Here is an 18,517-nt window from a genome sequence, read left to right as displayed (position 1 = left end):
TTAAAGCGGCTCATTGTCGTCATTATGCTGCAGGGCAGTGACAGTTTCCGTCAGGATTGATCGATACGCACAACAAGGGTAGGCCGCTGAGTTTGGGGAAATCCTACGTTAAGCCGGCTCGGCTTAAGTGCGTGTCATGCCCTTGCAACTCATCGGCGCCACGATATCTCCGACAATGTGTGGAGTTTGCTGAAACCGCATTGAGCCGGCCGCGAAGGTACCTGGGAAGGACGAGCCAAGGTTCACCAACACCGTATTGTGGATTGGCGCGCCGGGGCACCTTGGAGAGACCCGCCAGGCGATCATGTTTCAGGTTTCAAGCCCCACCTTTCCACCCCCCACCCAACGCCACCACCAACCCCACACTGGCCTGCAACTCCCTTGTCTGCACCGCCTGCAACCCCCGCTGGGCCTGCAAGGCTGCGGTCTGCGCCGTCACCACATCCAGGTAGCTGACGGCACCTGCCTGATAGCTGTTCATCGCCAAGGTTTGGGTGTGCTGCGCTGCGTTCACCGCCGCCTGCTGATCCAACGCCTCCTGGCGCAAATCCCGCAGTTGCCCCAGGTTATCCTCCACCTCGCGCACCGCCCGCAGCACTTGCCCACGGTAATGGGCGGCGGCCTCTTCGAACTCGGCATGGGCCTGGCGCTCATTGGCGCTCAGCCGGCCGCCATCAAAAATCGGCAGGTTCACCAACGGCCCCAGGGCCCAATAACGATTGCCCGCCGCCAACAGATTGCCCACGCCCTGGGTCTGGCCACCGAGCATGCCGGTCAGGCTGAAATCCGGATACCAGGCCGCGCGAGCCACGCCTATGCCGGCATTGGCGGCGTACACACGGCGCTCCGCGGCGGCAATGTCCGGCCTTCGTTGCAGCAGGGTGCTGGGCAGTTGCCGGGGAATGCTCGGCAGGCTCAAGAGTTGCGCAGAGGGCGCCAGGTGGAATTGGCTGGCCGGTTCGCCCACCAGTTCGCCGATGGCGTGTTCGGTGAGGGTGCGCTGGGCGCGCACTTCGTCCAGTTCGGCTTCGGCGCTGGCCAGTTGGCTCTGGGCCCGGGTCAGGTCCAGTTCCGAGGCGATCTGCCCCTGGTAGCGGTCGCGGGTCAGTTGCAGGGCCTGGGCGTAATCCTCCAGGGAGTGGCTGAGGATGCGGCTCTGGGCGTCCAGGCCATTGAGTTGCACATACAGGCTCGCCAATTGTTTTTGCAGGCTCAGGCGCGCCGCTGCCAAGTCGTCGCCGGAGGCTTGGGCCTGGGCGTCTCCGGCCGCCGCTTGATTGCGAATCCGCCCCCAGAGGTCGAGGTCCAAGCCCAGGGCAAAACCGGCGGTGTTGCTGTTGTAGATCGACGGTTGCGTGCTGCCGCGCAGGGGGCGGCTGTCCGACTGGCGTTGGCGCAACGGTTGGGCGCTGGCGCTGATCTGCGGGAACAGCCCGGCATGCAGCTGGCTGGCGTAGGCCTGGGCGCCGTCATAGTGAGCCAGGGCCGCGGCGAGGTCCGGGTTGGCCTGGAGCAGGCGCTGTTGCAGGTCGTTGAGAAGCGGGTCCTGGTACAGCAGCCACCACTGTTCGGCAATGACCTGGGGCGTGGCGGCCGGGTGCCAGGGGCCGTCGGCGTTCTGTTCGCGATACTGCGCCGGCAGGTCGATGGGCGGCACCTGGTAGTGGGGCGCCAGGGAGCAGCCGTGCAGGGCCAGCAACAGCAGGGCGGCGAGGGGCTTAAGCCTTGGGCGCATGTTCGCCTCCCGCGTCCGCCAGTTGCACCAGGTCACCTTCGCGCAGGGCGTCCGGCGGGTTGTCGATGACCTGGTCGGTCGCTTGCAGGCCCTGGTCGATCACCAGCCGTTCCCCCAGGTCCAGGCCGATATGGATGCTGCGCAGGTGTACGTGGCGGGAACCGTCGATCACCGCCACCTGGGTGCCCTGGGCGCGGAAGATCAGGGCGCTGGCGGGGATGCTCACACCGTGGGTGTCGGCAGGGATGGCCAGCGTGGCTTCGGCATAGTCGCCGGGCATCAGCGCGCCGTCCGGGTTGGCGGCGACGAACTGTGCCAGCAGGGTGCCGGAGCGTGGGTCGATGGCGGTGGAGTCGCCCAGCAGTTGCGCGCTGAAGTGCTGGCCAGGGTGCTCGGGCACGGTCAGCTGCGCTTGCAGACCAGGGTGGATCACGCTGGCGTAGTTCTGCGGAATCGGCACGTAGAGCCGCAGTTTGTGGGTGTCCGCCAGGTCGAACAGCTCCGGGTCGCTGTCGTTGTCGGCCTTGATCAACTGGCCGATATCGGTGTGGCGGGCGGTGATGGTGCCGGCGAACGGCGCACGAATGGTCTTGTAGTCCTCCAGCGCCGAGAGCCGCGCATAGTCGGCGGCGGCCGCCTCGGCATTGGCTTTGGCGGCGGCTGCGTTGGAGGTCTTTTCATCGGCTTCCTGGTGCGATACCGAGTGGCTGGCCAAGAGGTGCTGCCAGCGCTCGGCGGTGGTCTGGGCCAGCCGGGCATTGGCTTGCTGCTGGGTCATCCGCGCCCGGGCCTGGGCCACTTGCTGGTCCAGGTCGGGGCTGTCGATATGGGCCAGTACCTGCCCGGCGGCCACGTGGGTGCCTATGTCCTGGGTCCAGTCCTTGAGGTAGCCGCTGACCCGGGCATGGATCGGCGCCTTGCTCCAGGCCTCCAGGTGCGCCGGCAGGCGCAGGGTGTCGCCCAGCACGTTGTGCTGCGGCTGGAACACCAGCACTTGCGGCACGGCGGCGGTTTCGGTCCAGGCAACGACGGCCCGTTCATGCCGGGTGCGCGCGGCCAGGCCGCTGGCCACCAGCAGGGCAGCCAGGCTCAGGCCGCCGATGCCCAGCAGCATCAGGCGTTTGCGCGAAGGGGTGTGATCAGGCGACATGGGTGTTTTCTCCAGCAACAGCGGATTGGGGACGGCGGCCGTGGACCAGGCTGAAGACCACGGGGACAAAGATCAGGGTGGCCACGGTGGCGAGGATCAGCCCGCCGATCACCGCGCGGCCCAGTGGGGCGTTCTGTTCCTCGGACAGGGCCAGGGGCAGCATGCCGATGATCATCGCCAGGGCGGTCATGCACACCGGGCGAAAGCGCGTGTAGCCGGCTTCCAGCGCTGCCTTGAGGGCATCGCCGTGTTCCGCCAGGCGCTCGCGGCAAAAACTCACCACCAGGATCGAGTTGGCGGTGGCCACCCCCATGCACAGGATGGCCCCGGTCAGCGCCGGCACCGACAGCGAGGTGCCACTCAAGAACAGCATCCACACGATCCCGGCCAGGGCTGCCGGCAGCGCGGTGATGATCACGAACGGATCGACCCAGGACTGGAAGTTGACCACGATCAGCAGGTAGATCAGTACCACCGCACCCAGCAGGCCCAGGCTCAGGCCGCTGAAGGCTTCGTGCAGGGCGTCGATCTGCCCGTGCAGGCTGATCGTGGCGCCCTTGGGCCGCAGGGCCGCGGCGTCGTCCAGGACCTTTTGCATGTCGTGGGCCACGGCGCCCAGGTCGCGGCCCTGCACGTTGGCGTACAGGTCCAGGGTCGGCTGGATGTTGTAGTGGCTGACCACCGCCGGGCTCTCGACCCGGGAGATGTCCGCCAGGCCGCCGAGGATCTGCGACTGGCCGTTGCTGCCGGTGACCGGCAGCGCCTCCAGGGCCGGCAGGCTGTCCAGGCGGTATTGCGGGGTGGCGGCGACGATGGAATAGGACACGCCGTTCTTCGGGTTGAGCCAGAAGGTCGGCGCCACCTGGGAGCTGCCGGCCAGCGACGCCACCATGCTGTTGGTCACGTCGCGCTCGGTGATGCCCAGGCCATTGGCCCGCAGGCGATCGACCTTGACCTGCAAGGACGGGTAGCCGGTGGACTGCTGGATGCGCAGGTCGGCGATGCCCGGCACATGCTGCAGGCGCCGTTGCAGTTGCAGAGCGAAGGCGCGGTTGGCCGCGGCGTCGGGCCCGGAGATTTTCACGTCCAGGGGGGCCGGGGCGCCGAAGTTGAGGATCTGGCTGCTGATGTCTGCCGGCAGGAAGGCGAACTGGCTGCCGGGGAAGCTTTCCGGCAAGGCTTCACGCAGTTGTTTCACATAGTCGGCGCTGGGAGCGTGGCCGGGTTTGAGGGTGACCTGGATATCACCGTCCTGGGGGCCGATGGTGCCGCTGTTGCTGTAGGCCATGTCGATGCCGCTCAAGGGGATGCCGATGTTGTCGATGATGCTGTCCAGTTGCTCGGCTGGAATCACTTCGCGAATCCGCGCTTCGATACGGTCGAAGGCCGCCGCGCTTTCCTCGATCCGTGTGCCCAGGGGCAGCCGCACGTGCAGGGCCAGGGCCCCGGCGTCGGTGGCGGGGAAGAAGTCCTGGCCCAGGCTCGGCAGCAGGGCGAAGGAGGCCAGCACGCAGGCAAGAAAGCCGAGGATGAAGGTCTTGCGCCGGCCCAGGGCCAGGTGCAGCAGGCCGTGGTAGGTGTCGCGCACGCTGGAGAAACGCGCCTCGAAGCCCTGTTGAAAGACCAATAGCCCGCGCACCAGGGCATTGCGCGGCTTGGCGTGCTGTTCGCCTTCGTGGTGGTTGATGAAGGCATCTTCCGGGTGGTGCCCGGGGCCGGCTTCCGGCGTGTGGGGCTTGAGCAGGTACATGGCCAGTGTGGGCACCAGGGTCCGCGAGAGGATGAACGAGCTGGCCATGGCGAAGATCACCGCCAGGGCCATGGGCCGGAACAGGTAGCCGGCGATGCCTTGCAGCAGGAACATCGGCACGAAGACGATGCAGATGCACAGCAGCGAGACGAAGGCCGGGCCGACGATCTGCCTGGCGCCGTCGAGGATGGCCTGCTTGACCGCCTTGCCCTGCTCCAGGTGCCAGTTGATGTTCTCGATGGTCACGGTGGCGTCGTCCACCAGGATCCCCACCGCCAGGGCCAGGCCGCCCAGGGTCATCACATTCAGGGTCTGGCCGCTGAGCGCCAGCAGGGCAATGGCCGAGAGCACCGCCAGGGGAATCGAGGCGGCGATGATCAGTGTGGAGCGCCAGCTGCCGAGGAACAGCAGGATCATCGCGCTGGTCAGCAGGGCGGCGATGATGCCTTCCTGGGCCACGCTGCCCACCGACTGCTTGACGAACACCGAGGCGTCCCCCAGCAGTGAGGTCTTCAGCGCTGGCGGCAGGGTCTCATTGATGCGCGGCAGCATCTGGCGGATGCCGTCGACGATCGACAGGGTGGAGATATTGCCGTTCTTCAGGGCCGGCATCAGCACCGCGCGGCGTCCGTCGACCCGCACGATGTTGGTCTGCGGCGGCGAGCCGTCGCGCACGTGGGCCACCTGGCCGATGGTGATCAGCGCGCCGTCCACGGTCTTGATCGGCAGGTCGTTGAGCTCCTCGATGGCGGTCGGGCTGTTGTTCAGCAGCACCGTGTATTCATCGCTGCCCAGCTTGGCGGTGCCCACCGGGATGATCTGGTTCTGCGCCGCCAGGGCATTGCCCACGTCCTGGGCCGACAGGCCCTTGGCGGCCAGGGCTTGCGGGTCCAGGTCGAGGGTGATCTGGCGCTGCTTGCCGCCCATGGGGGTGGGCATGGCCAGGCCGGGCAGGGCGCTCAGGGGCAAGCGGATGTTGTTCTGCACCAGGTCGCGGATCTTCGCCTCCGACAGGGTCGGGCTGGAAAACGCCATCTGCAGGATCGGCACCGTCGAGGCGCTGTAGTTGAGGATCAGCGGCGGGGTGATGCCCGGCGGCATCTGCTTGAGCACGGTTTGTGACACCGCGGTCACCTGGGCGTTGGCGGTGCGGATATCGACCCCGGGCTGGAAGAAGATCTTGACGATGCCCATGCCCGGCAGCGACTGCGACTCGATATGCTCGATGTCGTTGACCGTGGTGCTCAGGGAGCGCTCGTAGGTGTAGATCACCCGCCCGGCCATGGCATCCGGCGACAGGCCGTTGTACTGCCAGACCACCGCCACCACCGGGATGCCGATATCCGGGAACACGTCGGTGGGGGTACGCAAGGCCGCCAGGGGCCCGATGATGCAAATGAATATCGCCAGCACGATGAACGTGTAGGGCTTGAGCAGTGCGGTCTTGACCAGCCCGAGCATGCCGAAAACCTCCGAGGGAGTGGGGTTGCAAACCTCGGCAGCCTGCAGCGACCCACCTAACACGCGGCTTTCAGCCAGGTGAAGGAAGTTTTAGGTAAGGCCTGTATTTCCTTTCATGTGGATTCATTTGTTCTCGCACCGGGGCCTCGACAAGCTTGGTGGCCATCGGCGCAGGGGGTTTTTCCGGGCTTGCGCCGCACTCATTACGGTCATTTGCGAGGTTTCTTCCATGTCCCTCAAACCCTTGTTGCTGTTGCCGGGCCTTGGCCTGGTGTGCCTGCTTTCGGCCTGTGCCGGGCCGCTGCCCAAGGCCGATCCTCAGCAGGCCTGGATCGATCTTGCTCCGGAGTCGCCCAACGACTTGCTGGCCGACAGCGTCGATGGCAAGCGCCTGAACGATGGCCGCTACTTCCAGGTCAGCCCCGGCCAGCACCGCTTGCGGATGGCCTTGCTGCAAGGGGCCAACGGCAACTCGGCGCAACCCGACTGCCTGGGGCGCCTGGACTATGCCGGGTTCCAGGCGGGGGGCCATTACCGACTGGTGGAGTCCAGCCAGGGCCAGGACGTCAGCGCCGCTCTGCTGGACGCCCAGGGCCGGCAGGTGGCCCAGAGCCGGCCGTTCAGTTGCCTGTAGGGCTTCTTTTTTCCATTGCCAAGGTAGATTTTCATGACACTCAAACCGCTGCTGCTGATACCCGTCCTGGGCCTCGCGTGCCTGCTCGGCGCTTGCGCCGGGCCCATGCCCCGGCCCGATCCCAGCCAGGCCTGGATCGGCCTGCAGGAAGAGGCGCCCAACGACCTGATGGCCGAACGGGTGGACGGACAGAAGATCGACGATGGCCGCTATTTCCAGGTCAAGCCCGGTGCTCACCGCCTGGACGTGACCCTGTTTGAAGAGAACGTCGGCGACTCCAACCAGCAAGACTGCGACGGCCACATCAGCTACGGCGGCTTCAAGGCCGGGGAGCATTACACACTGGTGGAGTCGAGCCTGGGGAACGAGGTGTCGGCGCGCCTGTATGACGCCAAGGGCAAGCAGGTAGCCAGTACCCACGACTTCAATTGCATGCCCGGCTGACGGGGCTGTTTACCGCGCTCAAACAAGGACATTTCGCTCACCACAAAGAGACGGGCCTGACTTCAGACCCATGGCGAGCCAGGGGATGATAGGGGCCTGTCTCCCAGCAAACGGGCGTGCGTCATGAAGCAAGAGGCTGAAGCGGCGATCTGCTCCACCGAAGTGGCATTTGGTGAAGTGGCGCAAATGATCACCGCCGCGCGGCAGCGGGCAGTGCGCGCGGTGAATACCGAACTGGTGGAGCTGTATTGGCAGGTCGGGGCCTATATCAGCCGCAAGATCGAGGCGGCGGAGTGGGGCGATGGCGTGGTCCGGCAATTGGCGGATTACCTGGCGCGGCAGCAGCCGGGCCTGCGGGGTTTTACCCGGGCAAACCTGTTTCGCATGCGCCAGTTTTATGAGGCCTATCGTGCTGACGAGAAAGTCGCACCACTGGTGCGACAATTGTCCTGGAGCCACCATCTGGTGGTGATGGGACAGAGCAAAGGGCCCAGTGAACGTGAGTTCTACCTGCGCTTGGCGGTCCAGGAACAATGGTCACGCAGAGAACTTGAACGGCAGATCAAATCCGCCCTGTTCGAACGCACGCTGACCCGCCCGGCCAATGCCTCGGCAACCTTGAAGCAGGCCCGTCCCGAGGCCCTGAAGGTCTTCAAGGATGCCTACATGGTGGAGTTTCTCGGCCTGGCCCAGGGGCATGACGAAGCCGACCTGCACCAGGGGCTGCTGCGCCAACTCAAGGATTTCCTGATCGAGATGGGGCGCGACTTCTGCTTTGTCGCTTCAGGCTATCCCCTGCAGGTCGGCGGGCGCGATTTCGCCCTGGACCTGCTGCTGTTCCATCGTGGGTTGAATTGCCTGGTGGCCGTTGAACTCAAGGTCGGGCGCTTCGAGCCGGAGTACCTGGGCAAGCTGGACTTCTACCTGGAGGCCCTGGATCGCCAGGTGCGCAAGCCCCACGAGAATCCGGCCCTGGGCGTGTTGCTCTGTGCCAGCAAGCATGACGAGGTGGTGGAATATGCCCTCAACCGTTCCCTGTCACCGGCGCTGATCGCCGAGTACCGGACCCAGTTGCCGGACAAGCAACTGCTGCAGGCCAAGTTGCAGGAGTTCTATGCCCTGGACACCCAGGCGCGGTGAGTCGGGTGGCCATGGTGTCGGGGGCACTGCACCGCCTTGGTGAGTCGAATGCCCAGCCTGGCGCCGATCTCTGGCTCATTCCGTCTCGCTGCCGAACCAGTCGGCCAGGCGCGCGCTGGCTTGTTCCCGGACCTCGGCGTTGATGTGGGCGGCTACTGTCACCACTGAGCCGGTCAACAGGCCGAGGTCATCGACGTACCCGGCCCCGGGGATCAGGTCGGGGATGATGTCCAGCGGCAGCACGAAGTAACCCAGGGCGGCATAGATGGTGGTCTTGGCCCAGATCGGGGTTTGCGGCCGTTGCGCGGCGTAGTAGAGCCATAGGGCTTTCTGGATCAAGGCCCGGCCGATGCGCGAGGCGTAGCGGCCGATCTTGCGCCAGAAACAGAGTTCAAGGGACTGGGCGGTGGACATGGCGCACTCCTGGGGGACATGGGTCCAGGTCATGGTCGCCACCCGAGCGCTGGACCGGCAGAGGCCAATATTTCCCCGGTTGTTCTGAGCGTAGGAGCCGGCTTGCCGGCGAAAGGGCCGGACCAGGCGCCGTGAATCTTGCGTCAGGACAGGGGCGCCTGTGAGTACGCCTTCGCTGGCAAGCCAGCGCCTACGGGTGGTGCGTACATGATGCTGTAGGAGCCGGCTTGCCGACGAAAGGGCCGGATCAGGCGCCGTGAATCGTCAGGACAGGGGCGCCTGTGAGTACGCCTTCGCTGGCAAGCCAGCGCCTACGGGTGGTACGTACATGATGCTGTAGGAGCCGGCTGGCGAAGGGGTCAAGGGGCAATCAGCCCCAGGGCGCCGCCGGCCAGCAGCAGGGCAGCGAGGATCCCGGTAATGGCGAACAGCTGCTGCAGCCGCGGGCCGGCCAGGTGGCTGGCTACCTGGCGTCCCAGCACCAGCCCCAGGACCGCCCCCAGGGCAAAGGGCGCGCCCACCGCCCAGTGCATGATCCCGCTGAGGCTGGCGGTGACCACGCTGCCCAGGGAGACCAGGGCGATCACCGCCAGTGAGGTGGCGACGATGCTCTTGCTGTCCAGGTTGGTGTAGCGGCTCAGGGCCGGGATGATGACGAAGCCGCCACCCACCCCCAGCAGCCCGGAAAGCAGCCCCGAGAGCATCCCGGTGAAGGTCAGCGCCCGGGCGCAGGGCAGGGTCCAGCGCAGGCGGCCCTGGGCCGGGTTGAGCACGCAGGGCATGAAGGCCGGGCGCGGCGCCGGCTGGCCCTGTTTCAGTTCCAGGCTGGCCTTGCGCAGGATGCGCCCGCAGGCGTACAGCAGCACCAGGGAGAACAGCAGCGCCAGCGGCAGGTTGGGTAGGCGGTGGGCCAGCCACAGGCCCAGCGGCGCCATGAGGATGCCGATGCCGGCCACGAACCCCGCCGCGCGGTAGCGCACGATGCCCTGGCGCAAGCCCAGCACCGCGCCGACGCTGGCTGCCAGGCCCACCGCCAGCAGGCCGATGGGCGCGGCCTCGACCATGCTCAGGCCCAGGCCGAAGACCAGGAGCGGCACGGCGAGGATGCCGCCACCGGCCCCGGTCAGGGCCAGGATCGCACCAATGATCGCCCCCAGCCCGGCGCCCAGAAGACTGTGTTCGCTCATGCTTTCGGGGTGTCCGTGGCCAGGGTCGGATGGGCCAGCCATTCGTGGCCCTTGAGCATGCCGCGCCAGTACAGCGGTGGCAGGATCCGTTCCTTCAGCCACCAGGCGCGACGGGTTGGCTGGCGCCCGTCCAGCAGCCAGCGCGGGAAACTCGGTGCCAGCTTGCCGCCATAGGTGAATTCGGCGAGGACGATCTTGCCCCGTTCCACGGTCAGCGGGCAGGAACCGTAGCCGTCGTATTCGGCCAGGCGGGTCAGGCGCTTGAGGGCCACCAGCACATTGTTGGCCACCACCGGTGCCTGTTTGCGTGCCGCTGCGGCGGTCTTGGCATTGCTGGTATTGGTGGCGTCCCCCAGGCCGTGGATGTTCACGTAGCGCTTGTGGCGCAGGCTGCCCGGGTCGACGTCGATCCAGCCGGCGGCGTCCGCCAGGGGGCTCTGGCGGATGAAGTCCGGGGCGCACTGGGGAGGCACCACGTGCAGCATATCGAAGGCCCGTTCCAATGTTTCCTGGCGGCCATCGGCCAGGGTGCGGACAAAGGTCGCGCGTTTGGCCGGGCCGTTCACCGCCACCAGGTTGTGGCCGAAATCCAGTTCGATGCCGTACTTCTTCACGTATTCCATCAGCGCCGGCACGTAGTCGGCGACGCCGAACAGCACACCGCCGGCATTCAGGAAGCGCGGCTTGATCTGCCCCAGGCGGCCGTGGCGCAGCCAGTGGTCGCAGGACAGGTACATGGCCTTTTGTGGCGCTCCGGCGCACTTGATCGGCATCGGCGGCTGGCTGAACAGCGCCTCGCCCTGCTGCAGTTGCTGCACCAGTTGCCAGGTGTAGGGCGCCAGGTCGTAGCGGTAGTTGGAGGTCACGCCGTGGTTGCCCAGGGCCTGGGGCAGGCCGTCGATGGCGGCCCAGTCGAGCTTGAGCCCGGGGCAGACGATCAGTTGGTCATAGGCCAGCACCCGGCCGTCCTCCAGTACGAGGGCGTTGTGTTCCGGGTCGAAGCGGCTGACCGCGTCCTGGATCCACTTGACCCCCTGGGGCATCAGCTCGGACATGGCGCGCTCGGTGGATTGGGCGCTGAATACTCCGGCGCCCACCAGGGTCCAGCCGGGTTGGTAATAGTGGTGTCGGGCAGGGTCGATGAGTGCCACGTCCAGGTGTGGATCGCGGGTCAAGAGGCTGGCAGCAACGGCGATGCCGGCGGCACCGCCACCGACGATCAGCACCTGGTGGCTGCCGTCGACAGTGGGCAGGGCCGGGTTGAAGGGGCGCATGGCAAGGTCTCCGTGTGGAGTAGGTAATAGTTATAGGGTGTTCAGGGGAATCTTCAGGTAGCTCACGCCGTTGTCCTCGGGCTCGGGGAAGTGCCCGCTGCGCATGTTGATCTGCACCGAAGGCAGGATCAGCACCGGCATGTCCAGGGTCGCGTCGCGGGCTTCGCGCATGGCCACGAAGCTGTCTTCGTCGACCCCCTGGTGAATGTGGATGTTGTTGGCGCGCTGCTCGGCGACGGTGGTCATGTACTGCAGCTCGCGGCCGTTGGGCAGGTAGTCGTGGCACATGAACAGCCGGGTGCTGGGGGGCAGGGCGAGGATCTTGCCGATCGAGCGGTACAGGGTCCGCGCGTCGGCCCCGGGGAAGTCGCAGCGGGCGGTGCCGTAGTCGGGCATGAACAGGGTGTCGCCGACAAAGGCCAGGGTTTCGTCGCCGACCTGCACCAGGTAGGTCATGCAGGCCGGGGTATGCCCCGGGGTGTGCATGGCCCGCGCGGTGAGGCCGCCGATGGCGAATTCGGTACCGTCTTCGAGCAGCACGTCGAACTGGCTGCCGTCCCGGGCAAAGGCCGGGGCTTCGTTGAACAGCGCGCCGAAGGTCTTCTGCACCCGGGTGATCTGGTTGCCGATGGCCACCTGGGCCCCGAGCTGCGCCTTGAGGTAGGCGGCGGCCGACAGGTGGTCGGCATGCACATGGGTTTCCAGGATCCAGTCGACCCGGGCGTCCAGCTCTTTCACCCGGGCGATCAGGCGGTCGGCGGACTCGGTGTGGGTGCGGCCGGATTTCGGGTCGTAGTCCAGCACGCTGTCGATCAATGCGCAGTGGCGGCTGGCCAGGTCCATCACCAGGTAGCTGATGGTCCAGGTATGGCTGTCGAAAAAGGCTTCTACACGCAGCGTGTCGCTGATGATCATGGGGCACTCCAGGCAATGAAGGTGAGGGCAGTCTGCGCTGACGCTCGTTTCTTGAAGTGTCAATAAGCGTGCCAACCCGAAACGGCGTCGTTTGGCGCCTGTTCATTGGTTTAGACGCTTTTTCAACCCCTTGGTGATGTGTTGTCGCCAGGACTGTCATCCGGGCTTGGCAGTCATTTGGCAGTTGCTGGCAGAAAATGGCAGTGATGGCGCCCATGCTTTAAGCTGCCGCCTCTGCCCCGGAGTTGCCCATGTCCCTGATTGCCACCGACCTAGTCCCGCCACCGATGTCCGCCCTGGTGTCCTACCTCGAACACGACCCGCAGCCCACCATAGTGCTGGACACCGACTACAACATCATCGCCGCCAACACCGCCTACCAGCGTCAGTTCGGCGTGGCCGGCAAGCCCCACGTGGGCGCCAAGTGCTACCGGGTATCCCACCAGTTCGCCGTGCCCTGCGATCAGGCCGGCGAGCATTGCCCGATGCGCAAGGCCCATGACAGCCGCGTGCCGGAACGCATGCTGCACATCCACCACACGCCCCGGGGGCCGGAACATGTGGACGTGGAGCTGCGGCCGATCATTGGCCAAGACGGCACGGTGGTGGCCTATGTCGAGCGCCTGAGTTCGGTGGCCGTGGCCTCGGTACAACCCCAGCAGAAGGGCCTGGTGGGGCGCTCGCCGGCCTTCAACGAAGCCTTGGGCGCCTTGCAGCGGGCGGCGCCGGCGCCGATCCCGGTATTGCTCCAGGGTGAATCCGGCACCGGCAAGGAGCTGTTCGCCCGTGCCCTGCACGACGGCAGCCCCCGGGCCAGCGGGCCGCTGGTGGTGGTGGACTGCACCGGGCTTACCGAAAGCCTGCTGGAAAGCGAATTGTTCGGTTATGAAAAGGGCGCCTTCACCGGTGCCCTGCAGCGCAAGATCGGCCTGGCCGAAGCCGCCCATGGCGGCACCCTGTTTCTCGACGAGATCGGCGAAGTGCCTCTGGCCATGCAGGTCAAACTGCTGCGTCTGATCGAGTCCGGCAGCTTTCGCCCGGTGGGCAGCCTGCGCACCGTGCACTCGGATTTCCGCCTGGTGGCGGCGACCCACAAGCCGCTCAAGGAAATGGTCGCCGCCGGCACCTTCCGCCAGGACCTGTACTACCGCATCAGCGCCTTCCCGATCCGCCTGCCGGCCTTGCGCGAACGCAGCGACGACCTGCCACTGCTGATCGACAGCCTGCTGCGCCGGCTCGACCCCGGGGTGGTGCCGCGGGTTGATCCCCAGGCCCTGGCCCAACTGAGCCTGTACACCTACCCGGGCAATATCCGCGAGCTGCGCAACATCCTCGAGCGGGCGCGGCTGTTCAGCGACGACGGGGTGATCCGCCTGGCGGACCTGCCGCCGGAGCTGCGCAGCACGCCGGCACCAGCGCCCCCCGGCCGCCGCCGCGGCAACAAGGACCTGGAGCAACTGGCCCATGCCCTGGAGGTGTTCGAGGGTTCGCGCAGTGAGCTGGCCAGGGCCCTGGGCCTGAGCGAGCGGACCCTGTACCGGCGGCTCAAGGCCCTGGGTCTCTGAGTGCCGCAACTGATCAGGGGGCGGCGGTTTCGAGGAACTTGCTTTGCAGCCGCGAGCGAAACGCGGCATCGACCCCCAGCCCCTCGCGCAGGTAGTTCTCCACTGAGCCGTAGTCTTCGCGCATGGCCATGAACGCCGCTTGCAGGTAGCGCGCCTCGACGCCTAGCAAGGGCTGTAGCAGGGCAGGATCGGTACGGCCTTTTGACGCGAGCCGAACTTGTTCGGCGATCCGGCGGTTTTTTTCCCCGAGGTAGCGGTTGGACGCCAGATAGTCCTCCATCACCGTAGCTTCCGGCACCCCCAAGGCCAGCAACACCATGGCCGAAGCGAAGCCGGTGCGATCCTTGCCCGCGGTGCAGTGGTAGAGAACCGGGGTGCCCTGGTCATCGAGCAGGCCATGCAGCCAGGCTCGGAAGAGCGGGCTCTGCTCGCGGACGAATTGGATGTTGGCCCGAACCAGCACATCGTCCAGGTGCAGCTCGGCGGTGTCGCCACTGTTGATGCGCCGAGTCAGCTCGCGGATGTCGATGTTGCCGGCACTGATCGGCATCTCGATCCGCCGCTCCATCAGCGCCGGCGGCAGGCGGTCGGGGGCGTCGGCGATTTCCTCGCGGCTGCGCAGGTCCACCACACGCTGCAGTTGCAGGCCTTGCAGCCTGCGTTGATCTTCGGCACTGAGTGAGTCCAGGGCTCCACCGCGATACAGCAGGCCCCATTTCACGCTACGTCCGTCGGCCGTGCGGTAGCCACCCAGGTCGCGCAGGTTGGGTGCGCTTGCCAGGTTCAGGTCGCGCAGCGCCTGGCGTTCGCTGGCGGGCAGTTCTTGCGGGGGCGCTGGCTGCTCGGCAGGGGCCGCATTGGCTGTGGCGATGGTGCACAGCAGGGCGGCCCCGAGGACCAGGTCGAATCGGGTCATGTTGTGCTCTCCGTGAGTCTTCATTTGGCGCGCTTGCGCACGGCGGCGGGGGTGAAATCGCTGGCATCGTGGGCCAGGTCCGTCAGGCGGATCGGGCCGTGCTCATTGGTCAGGCGATCCACCAGATAGGCCCCGGACATCAGGTCGTGATACACCGATGGGCCCGCCTGATAGCTCTGGGTGTCATAGGCGTAGAAGGTGGTCTGCAGGTTGGTGCGCCAGAGGAGGTTGCGGGCGTCATAGCTGTCGGCCATGACCGCGCCCCAGGTGTCTTCGTCGATGTAGAAGCGGCGCTTGGCATACACATGACGGTTGCCGGGCTTGAGGCTGGCCTCCAGTACCCATACCCGGTGCAATTCGTAGCGCAGTGCTTCGGGGTTGGGGTGGCCAATGGTTTCGGTGAGCTTGGCCAGGGTGGTCGCGGGGTCGCTGATTGCATAGTTGTGATAGGGGATGAACAGCTCGCGCTTGCCGATGATCGTCCACTGGTAGCGGTCGGTGCCGCCATTGAACATGCGGCTGTCATCGTTGACCCGCAGGCCGCCGCTGGCGCCACTGGAAGGGTTGTCGTAGCCGACGTTGGGCGCGCGCCGCACTCGTCGGCTGCCCGGGTCGTATTGCCAGCTCTGCTGGGCGTTGGCCACCGGATCGACGAAGCCGTGGCCGAAGGTGATCTTGCCCAGCTCCCGGGCCGGTTCCAGGGTCCGGTACATGAAGTGGCTGTTGATGGCGTCGCGGTCGTTTTGCCGGGGGCTGTCCGGGTTGGTCCAGATATTGAGCGTCTGGTGATGCTGGACCTGACGTGCCTGCTTGCCGTTGGCCAGGGTGACGACCAGGCTGTAGACGCCTTCCTCGCCGGGCCCCCGCCCTTGTAGGGCGTGGTTCCAGATCAGTTCGTTGCCGTTTTTCGGGATCGGGAACGGCGACGCGCCCCAGGCCCCGGTGACGCCGTTGCCATCCTCGGTGAGTCGAGCTGTGCGCCCGTTTTCGCGAATTTGCTCTTCGATTTTCGCACTCGGGCGCATGTCGCGATGACTGGGATAGATGTCCATCCAGTAGCTGCGTGGATAGCGCTTGAACAGGGCGATCTGGCCGTCACTGAGGCGGTTCTGGTACTGCTCCAGGTTCTGCGCGGTAATCCTGAACAACGGGCGCTCTTTGGCATACGGATCGGGGTACAGCGAGCCGCTGCCGGCGAACTGCACATGGGGCGGAGTGCCGCGCCACTGGCCGGACCAGCCAGGAATGCTGCCGTCGGCGTTACCGGCACGCTCCGCGCCGACGGGCGTGAGATCTTGATCGAGGCGAGCCAGCTCGGCCTCGCTGAGCGCGGCCTGGGCCAGGGGGCACAGGCCGAGCAGGCCGGCGAGCACAAAGGCAGGGAATTGCGTTTGGCAGGACATGAAATGTTCTCCGGTTGTCTGGGCGAGGGTCAGAAGCTGTACTTGGCGTTCAGGGCGATGTGGTCGCGATCGCTCTGGTTGTTGTACCGGGGGCTGCCCAGGTAGGCGTTGTAGACGGCCTCCAGGGAGAGGTTCCCGAGGTACTCCAGGGTGCCGCCCAGGGACAGCCGATTCCTGCCCTGGTTGTAGCTGCCCAGAGAGGAGTTGCCGTTCACCCCCTGGTTGAAGGACAGCGGAATGGTCAGGTCCCAGCCGGGCATGATCTCGATGTAGCGCGAACTGGCGCGCAAGGTGTAACCCCAGGCCGAACGATCGTTCCAGAGCTTGTCACTGGGGTTGCGCTGGGGCAGGTAGGCACTGTCGTTGCTCAAGACGCGGTTGTAGCCGACCTCGCCATTGAGGGTGAAATTGTCGGAAAAGGGCGTCTGGCCGAAGCCGTGGGTCATCGACAGCAGTACCTGGCCGGTCCTGCCGCGGGCAGTGTGGCGGGCGCCGCCGAGGTCGATCGCCAGGGGCAGGCGATCCTGGATGCTGATCTCGCCGTTGATGTTGGTGTCGACCACGACCGTGGCGAAGCTTGCGCCATACAGTTCGATGCCTTCGAAGTAGCGCGCCTGGTAGCTGCCGCGGCGGCTTAGGTTGTCCACCACCGGTGTCTTGCTGTGATAGCGCAGGCGGTAGAGGCCGAACTCGGTGTTGTTCAGGCTCTGGGCGACATAGCGCAGGGCCAGGCCGAACTGCCCGCTGTCGCGGGGTTCGTCATCTTTCAAGCGGACCAGTTGACCGGTGGAGTTGCTGTAGCCGCCCCTGTCGAGGAGGTCGGTGGTGGAAAAGTAGCTGCCGACCGCGTTGAGTCGGCTCTTCTTCCACTCGTACTGGTAGTAGAACTGCAGGTCGAGCGCGTCGGTGAGGCTGTAGGAGGCGAACAGCTGGCCGGTCGGCAGCGTACGCTCCTTGATCTCGACCCCGGGCACGTTGGATTTGCTGGCATCAAACGGGCTCATGGTCGAGGCAATGCCGTTGCCGTTGTAGACGCTCTCGCCCCAGTAGACCACCTGGCGCCCGAGGCGCAGGTTGAAGGGCCTGTCAGCGACTTGCCAACTGCCATACAGGTAGTTGTCGAGCATTTCCACGGCACCGCCGTGAGCGTCGCGGGTGGGCCTGGAAAACTGGTCGGGGCGCGAGCATTGCCCGGCGGCATAGCAGTTCGAGGTGCCGGTGTGGTTGTCATTGCGGCGATGGTAGACATTGTCGTAGTAGGCGCTGGCGCGCACGAACAGGCCGAAGTCACGGCGAAAGTTGAAGTCGGCGTCGCTGACCAGGCCCAGGCGATGGGTGATCAGGCTGCCCCGGTCGAAAGCGTTGTTGCCGTCGTTGCCGTTGGCATTGTTGCGCCCGCCAAGGGCATGGGCCGGCTTTGCCGTGCGCCAGGCCAGGCCATAGGAGACGACGTTGCTGTTCTGCACTTTGAGGTCGTCGCCGATTTCGAAGACCAGGGCGGCCAGCGGGGAACTGAACAGGAGCAAGGAACCGGGAACTGCGAGCAAGGTGGAGAAAGCGTAAGGCGTTGTTGTTTTTTTCATTGCTGCCTCTGAATGTCTGTTTTTGCGTCGAGGTACCGTAGGGTTGTGGAGGGGGGGAAGGGACTATCGGAAATGCAGCGGGGGCTGGACATCGTCTATTCGGACTAGTCGCTTTGTTGCGGGCGCCGCATGTTCAGGCCGCCGGAAGGGCTGAACGTGCGGGGTTCTGGAGGGAGGGGGGGACGGAGCAGGCGCTGCCCCTGGACGGGATCTTGAGCCTCAGGCCGTGCGTTCGCCGGTGCGCGGAAGGTCGCAGGCCATCACCCACATGCCGATCTGTTCCAGGTCGGTGCTGAACGGCACCTCGTCGACCTGCCGCAGGCCGGCGCTTTCATAGAAGCGCCGGGCGCCGCTATTGCTCTTGAGCACGTCCAGCCACAGGCAGGGCTCACCGGCAGTGCTGGCCCGTTGCAGCACATGCTCCAGCAACCGGCGGCCATAGCCCTTGCCGGCCTCTGACTTGAGCAGATAGATCTTCTGCAGTTCGGCCCCGCGCCGGGCTCCATCGGGCAGTGGCCGGTTCCAGTTGAGCTTGGCAAAACCGATGGGCTGCTGCTGCGGGTCCAGGGCCAGCAGCCACAGGTGCAGGTGCTTGTCGGCCAGGGACTGTTCCAGGGGGGCGGGGGCGAAGTCCTGGGCCAGGAACTGCTGCATGCCTTCGGTGCTCCAGATCGCGGCGAAGTGCTCGCGGTAGGTGGCGCAGCCAATGGCCTGGAGGGTGTCGATGTCGCGGCTGTCGGCTTCACGGATGGTGATCATGCGTCATTCCTCGAGGGGCGGCTGGCCGGTGTCGCCGGGCTGGCGGCTGGCCCGCAATCCGGACGGGGCAGCTTACTCCGTTGCCCAAAGGGGCTCCAGCGCTCGGGCCGGGGCACGATGGCGGCGCGCCGTGGTCGTAGTTGCAGCCCCCTTTTTTTCCGGCGTGCGGGATGTTTGGCGCAGCGTC

General features: G+C 65.9%; 15 protein-coding genes. 4 read left to right on the top strand and 11 right to left on the bottom strand.

Going from position 1 to position 18,517, the window contains the following annotated elements; all coding sequences use genetic code 11:
* Positions 1–316: 316 nt before the first annotated feature.
* Genes BLS75_RS06305 through BLS75_RS06295 form a run of 3 tightly spaced genes read right to left on the bottom strand, consistent with a single transcriptional unit; the run spans position 317 to position 6,096 of the window.
* Positions 317–1,735, bottom strand: a complete 1,419-nt coding sequence (locus BLS75_RS06305) for an efflux transporter outer membrane subunit (protein WP_072452284.1) — start codon at positions 1,733–1,735, stop codon at positions 317–319.
* Positions 1,719–2,885 (bottom strand): efflux RND transporter periplasmic adaptor subunit, encoded by a 1,167-nt coding sequence (locus tag BLS75_RS06300; RefSeq protein ID WP_072452283.1) that lies wholly within the window; start codon positions 2,883–2,885, stop codon positions 1,719–1,721. The genes BLS75_RS06305 and BLS75_RS06300 overlap by 17 nt, the downstream gene beginning before the upstream one ends.
* A complete protein-coding gene (locus BLS75_RS06295; RefSeq protein ID WP_072452282.1) occupies positions 2,875–6,096 on the bottom strand; it encodes an efflux RND transporter permease subunit in 3,222 nt (1,073 codons plus the stop codon). The genes BLS75_RS06300 and BLS75_RS06295 overlap by 11 nt, the downstream gene beginning before the upstream one ends.
* A 229-nt stretch (positions 6,097–6,325) precedes the next feature.
* Between BLS75_RS06295 and BLS75_RS06290 the strand changes: the two genes are divergently transcribed.
* From BLS75_RS06290 to BLS75_RS06280, 3 genes are all read left to right on the top strand, one after another.
* Entirely contained in the window at positions 6,326–6,730 is a 405-nt protein-coding gene (locus BLS75_RS06290; RefSeq protein ID WP_019095346.1) for a PA0061/PA0062 family lipoprotein, read from the top strand.
* Between the two features lie 33 nt (positions 6,731–6,763).
* The gene (locus tag BLS75_RS06285; protein WP_019095345.1) at positions 6,764–7,174 is read left to right on the top strand and encodes a PA0061/PA0062 family lipoprotein; all 411 of its coding nucleotides are present in this window, start codon (positions 6,764–6,766) and stop codon (positions 7,172–7,174) included.
* A 123-nt stretch (positions 7,175–7,297) separates the two neighbouring features.
* Positions 7,298–8,314 carry a PDDEXK nuclease domain-containing protein gene (locus BLS75_RS06280; RefSeq protein WP_072452281.1) on the top strand — a complete coding sequence of 339 codons (1,017 nt, stop codon included), beginning with the start codon at positions 7,298–7,300 and terminating at the stop codon, positions 8,312–8,314.
* A 75-nt stretch (positions 8,315–8,389) separates the two neighbouring features.
* Here the strand turns inward: BLS75_RS06280 and BLS75_RS06275 are convergent, their stop codons facing one another.
* From BLS75_RS06275 to BLS75_RS06260, 4 genes are all read right to left on the bottom strand, one after another.
* Entirely contained in the window at positions 8,390–8,761 is a 372-nt protein-coding gene (locus tag BLS75_RS06275; RefSeq protein ID WP_239690395.1) for a YkvA family protein, read from the bottom strand.
* Between the two features lie 326 nt (positions 8,762–9,087).
* Positions 9,088–9,915, bottom strand: a complete 828-nt coding sequence (locus BLS75_RS06270; protein WP_011060859.1) for a sulfite exporter TauE/SafE family protein — start codon at positions 9,913–9,915, stop codon at positions 9,088–9,090.
* Positions 9,912–11,189, bottom strand: coding sequence for an NAD(P)/FAD-dependent oxidoreductase (locus tag BLS75_RS06265; protein ID WP_072452280.1), 1,278 nt, complete (start codon positions 11,187–11,189; stop codon positions 9,912–9,914). Before BLS75_RS06265 ends, BLS75_RS06270 begins: the two co-directional genes overlap by 4 nt.
* A gap of 30 nt (positions 11,190–11,219) precedes the next feature.
* Complete coding sequence (locus BLS75_RS06260; RefSeq protein ID WP_072452279.1) at positions 11,220–12,104, bottom strand: MBL fold metallo-hydrolase; 885 nt, start codon at positions 12,102–12,104, stop codon at positions 11,220–11,222.
* Positions 12,105–12,355: 251 nt separating this feature from the next.
* On the opposite strand from BLS75_RS06260, the gene BLS75_RS06255 reads away from it, so the two are divergent.
* The gene (locus tag BLS75_RS06255; protein WP_072452278.1) at positions 12,356–13,669 is read left to right on the top strand and encodes a sigma-54 interaction domain-containing protein; all 1,314 of its coding nucleotides are present in this window, start codon (positions 12,356–12,358) and stop codon (positions 13,667–13,669) included.
* Between the two features lie 13 nt (positions 13,670–13,682).
* Here BLS75_RS06255 and BLS75_RS06250 read toward each other — a convergent pair whose 3' ends face one another.
* From BLS75_RS06250 to BLS75_RS06235, 4 genes are all read right to left on the bottom strand, one after another.
* Positions 13,683–14,585 carry a tyrosine-protein phosphatase gene (locus tag BLS75_RS06250; protein ID WP_072452277.1) on the bottom strand — a complete coding sequence of 301 codons (903 nt, stop codon included), beginning with the start codon at positions 14,583–14,585 and terminating at the stop codon, positions 13,683–13,685.
* A 20-nt stretch (positions 14,586–14,605) separates the two neighbouring features.
* Positions 14,606–15,988 carry a DUF1329 domain-containing protein gene (locus tag BLS75_RS06245; RefSeq protein WP_072452276.1) on the bottom strand — a complete coding sequence of 461 codons (1,383 nt, stop codon included), beginning with the start codon at positions 15,986–15,988 and terminating at the stop codon, positions 14,606–14,608.
* 29 nt (positions 15,989–16,017) lie between these two features.
* Entirely contained in the window at positions 16,018–17,571 is a 1,554-nt protein-coding gene (locus BLS75_RS06240) for a DUF1302 domain-containing protein (RefSeq protein ID WP_072452275.1), read from the bottom strand.
* A gap of 219 nt (positions 17,572–17,790) precedes the next feature.
* Positions 17,791–18,330, bottom strand: a complete 540-nt coding sequence (locus BLS75_RS06235; RefSeq protein ID WP_072452274.1) for a GNAT family N-acetyltransferase — start codon at positions 18,328–18,330, stop codon at positions 17,791–17,793.
* Positions 18,331–18,517: the final 187 nt, after the last annotated feature.

It is taken from the genome of Pseudomonas sp. NFPP12, from assembly GCF_900103205.1.
Lineage (GTDB): Bacteria > Pseudomonadota > Gammaproteobacteria > Pseudomonadales > Pseudomonadaceae > Aquipseudomonas > Aquipseudomonas protegens.
Note: the sequence above shows the minus strand (reverse complement) of the source record. Positions and strands in the feature narration are given on the sequence as shown.

Bases quoted from the DNA above. Each gene is read 5' to 3' on its own strand.
- BLS75_RS06305 (WP_072452284.1), bottom strand. From the start codon at position 1,735: ATGCGCCCAAGGCTTAAGCCCCTCGCCGCCCTGCTGTTGCTGGCCCTG.
- BLS75_RS06300 (WP_072452283.1), bottom strand. From the start codon at position 2,885: ATGTCGCCTGATCACACCCCTTCGCGCAAACGCCTGATGCTGCTGGGC.
- BLS75_RS06295 (WP_072452282.1), bottom strand. From the start codon at position 6,096: ATGCTCGGGCTGGTCAAGACCGCACTGCTCAAGCCCTACACGTTCATC.
- BLS75_RS06290 (WP_019095346.1), top strand. From the start codon at position 6,326: ATGTCCCTCAAACCCTTGTTGCTGTTGCCGGGCCTTGGCCTGGTGTGC.
- BLS75_RS06285 (WP_019095345.1), top strand. From the start codon at position 6,764: ATGACACTCAAACCGCTGCTGCTGATACCCGTCCTGGGCCTCGCGTGC.
- BLS75_RS06280 (WP_072452281.1), top strand. From the start codon at position 7,298: ATGAAGCAAGAGGCTGAAGCGGCGATCTGCTCCACCGAAGTGGCATTT.
- BLS75_RS06275 (WP_239690395.1), bottom strand. From the start codon at position 8,761: ATGACCTGGACCCATGTCCCCCAGGAGTGCGCCATGTCCACCGCCCAG.
- BLS75_RS06270 (WP_011060859.1), bottom strand. From the start codon at position 9,915: ATGAGCGAACACAGTCTTCTGGGCGCCGGGCTGGGGGCGATCATTGGT.
- BLS75_RS06265 (WP_072452280.1), bottom strand. From the start codon at position 11,189: ATGCGCCCCTTCAACCCGGCCCTGCCCACTGTCGACGGCAGCCACCAG.
- BLS75_RS06260 (WP_072452279.1), bottom strand. From the start codon at position 12,104: ATGATCATCAGCGACACGCTGCGTGTAGAAGCCTTTTTCGACAGCCAT.
- BLS75_RS06255 (WP_072452278.1), top strand. From the start codon at position 12,356: ATGTCCCTGATTGCCACCGACCTAGTCCCGCCACCGATGTCCGCCCTG.
- BLS75_RS06250 (WP_072452277.1), bottom strand. From the start codon at position 14,585: ATGACCCGATTCGACCTGGTCCTCGGGGCCGCCCTGCTGTGCACCATC.
- BLS75_RS06245 (WP_072452276.1), bottom strand. From the start codon at position 15,988: ATGTCCTGCCAAACGCAATTCCCTGCCTTTGTGCTCGCCGGCCTGCTC.
- BLS75_RS06240 (WP_072452275.1), bottom strand. From the start codon at position 17,571: ATGAAAAAAACAACAACGCCTTACGCTTTCTCCACCTTGCTCGCAGTT.
- BLS75_RS06235 (WP_072452274.1), bottom strand. From the start codon at position 18,330: ATGATCACCATCCGTGAAGCCGACAGCCGCGACATCGACACCCTCCAG.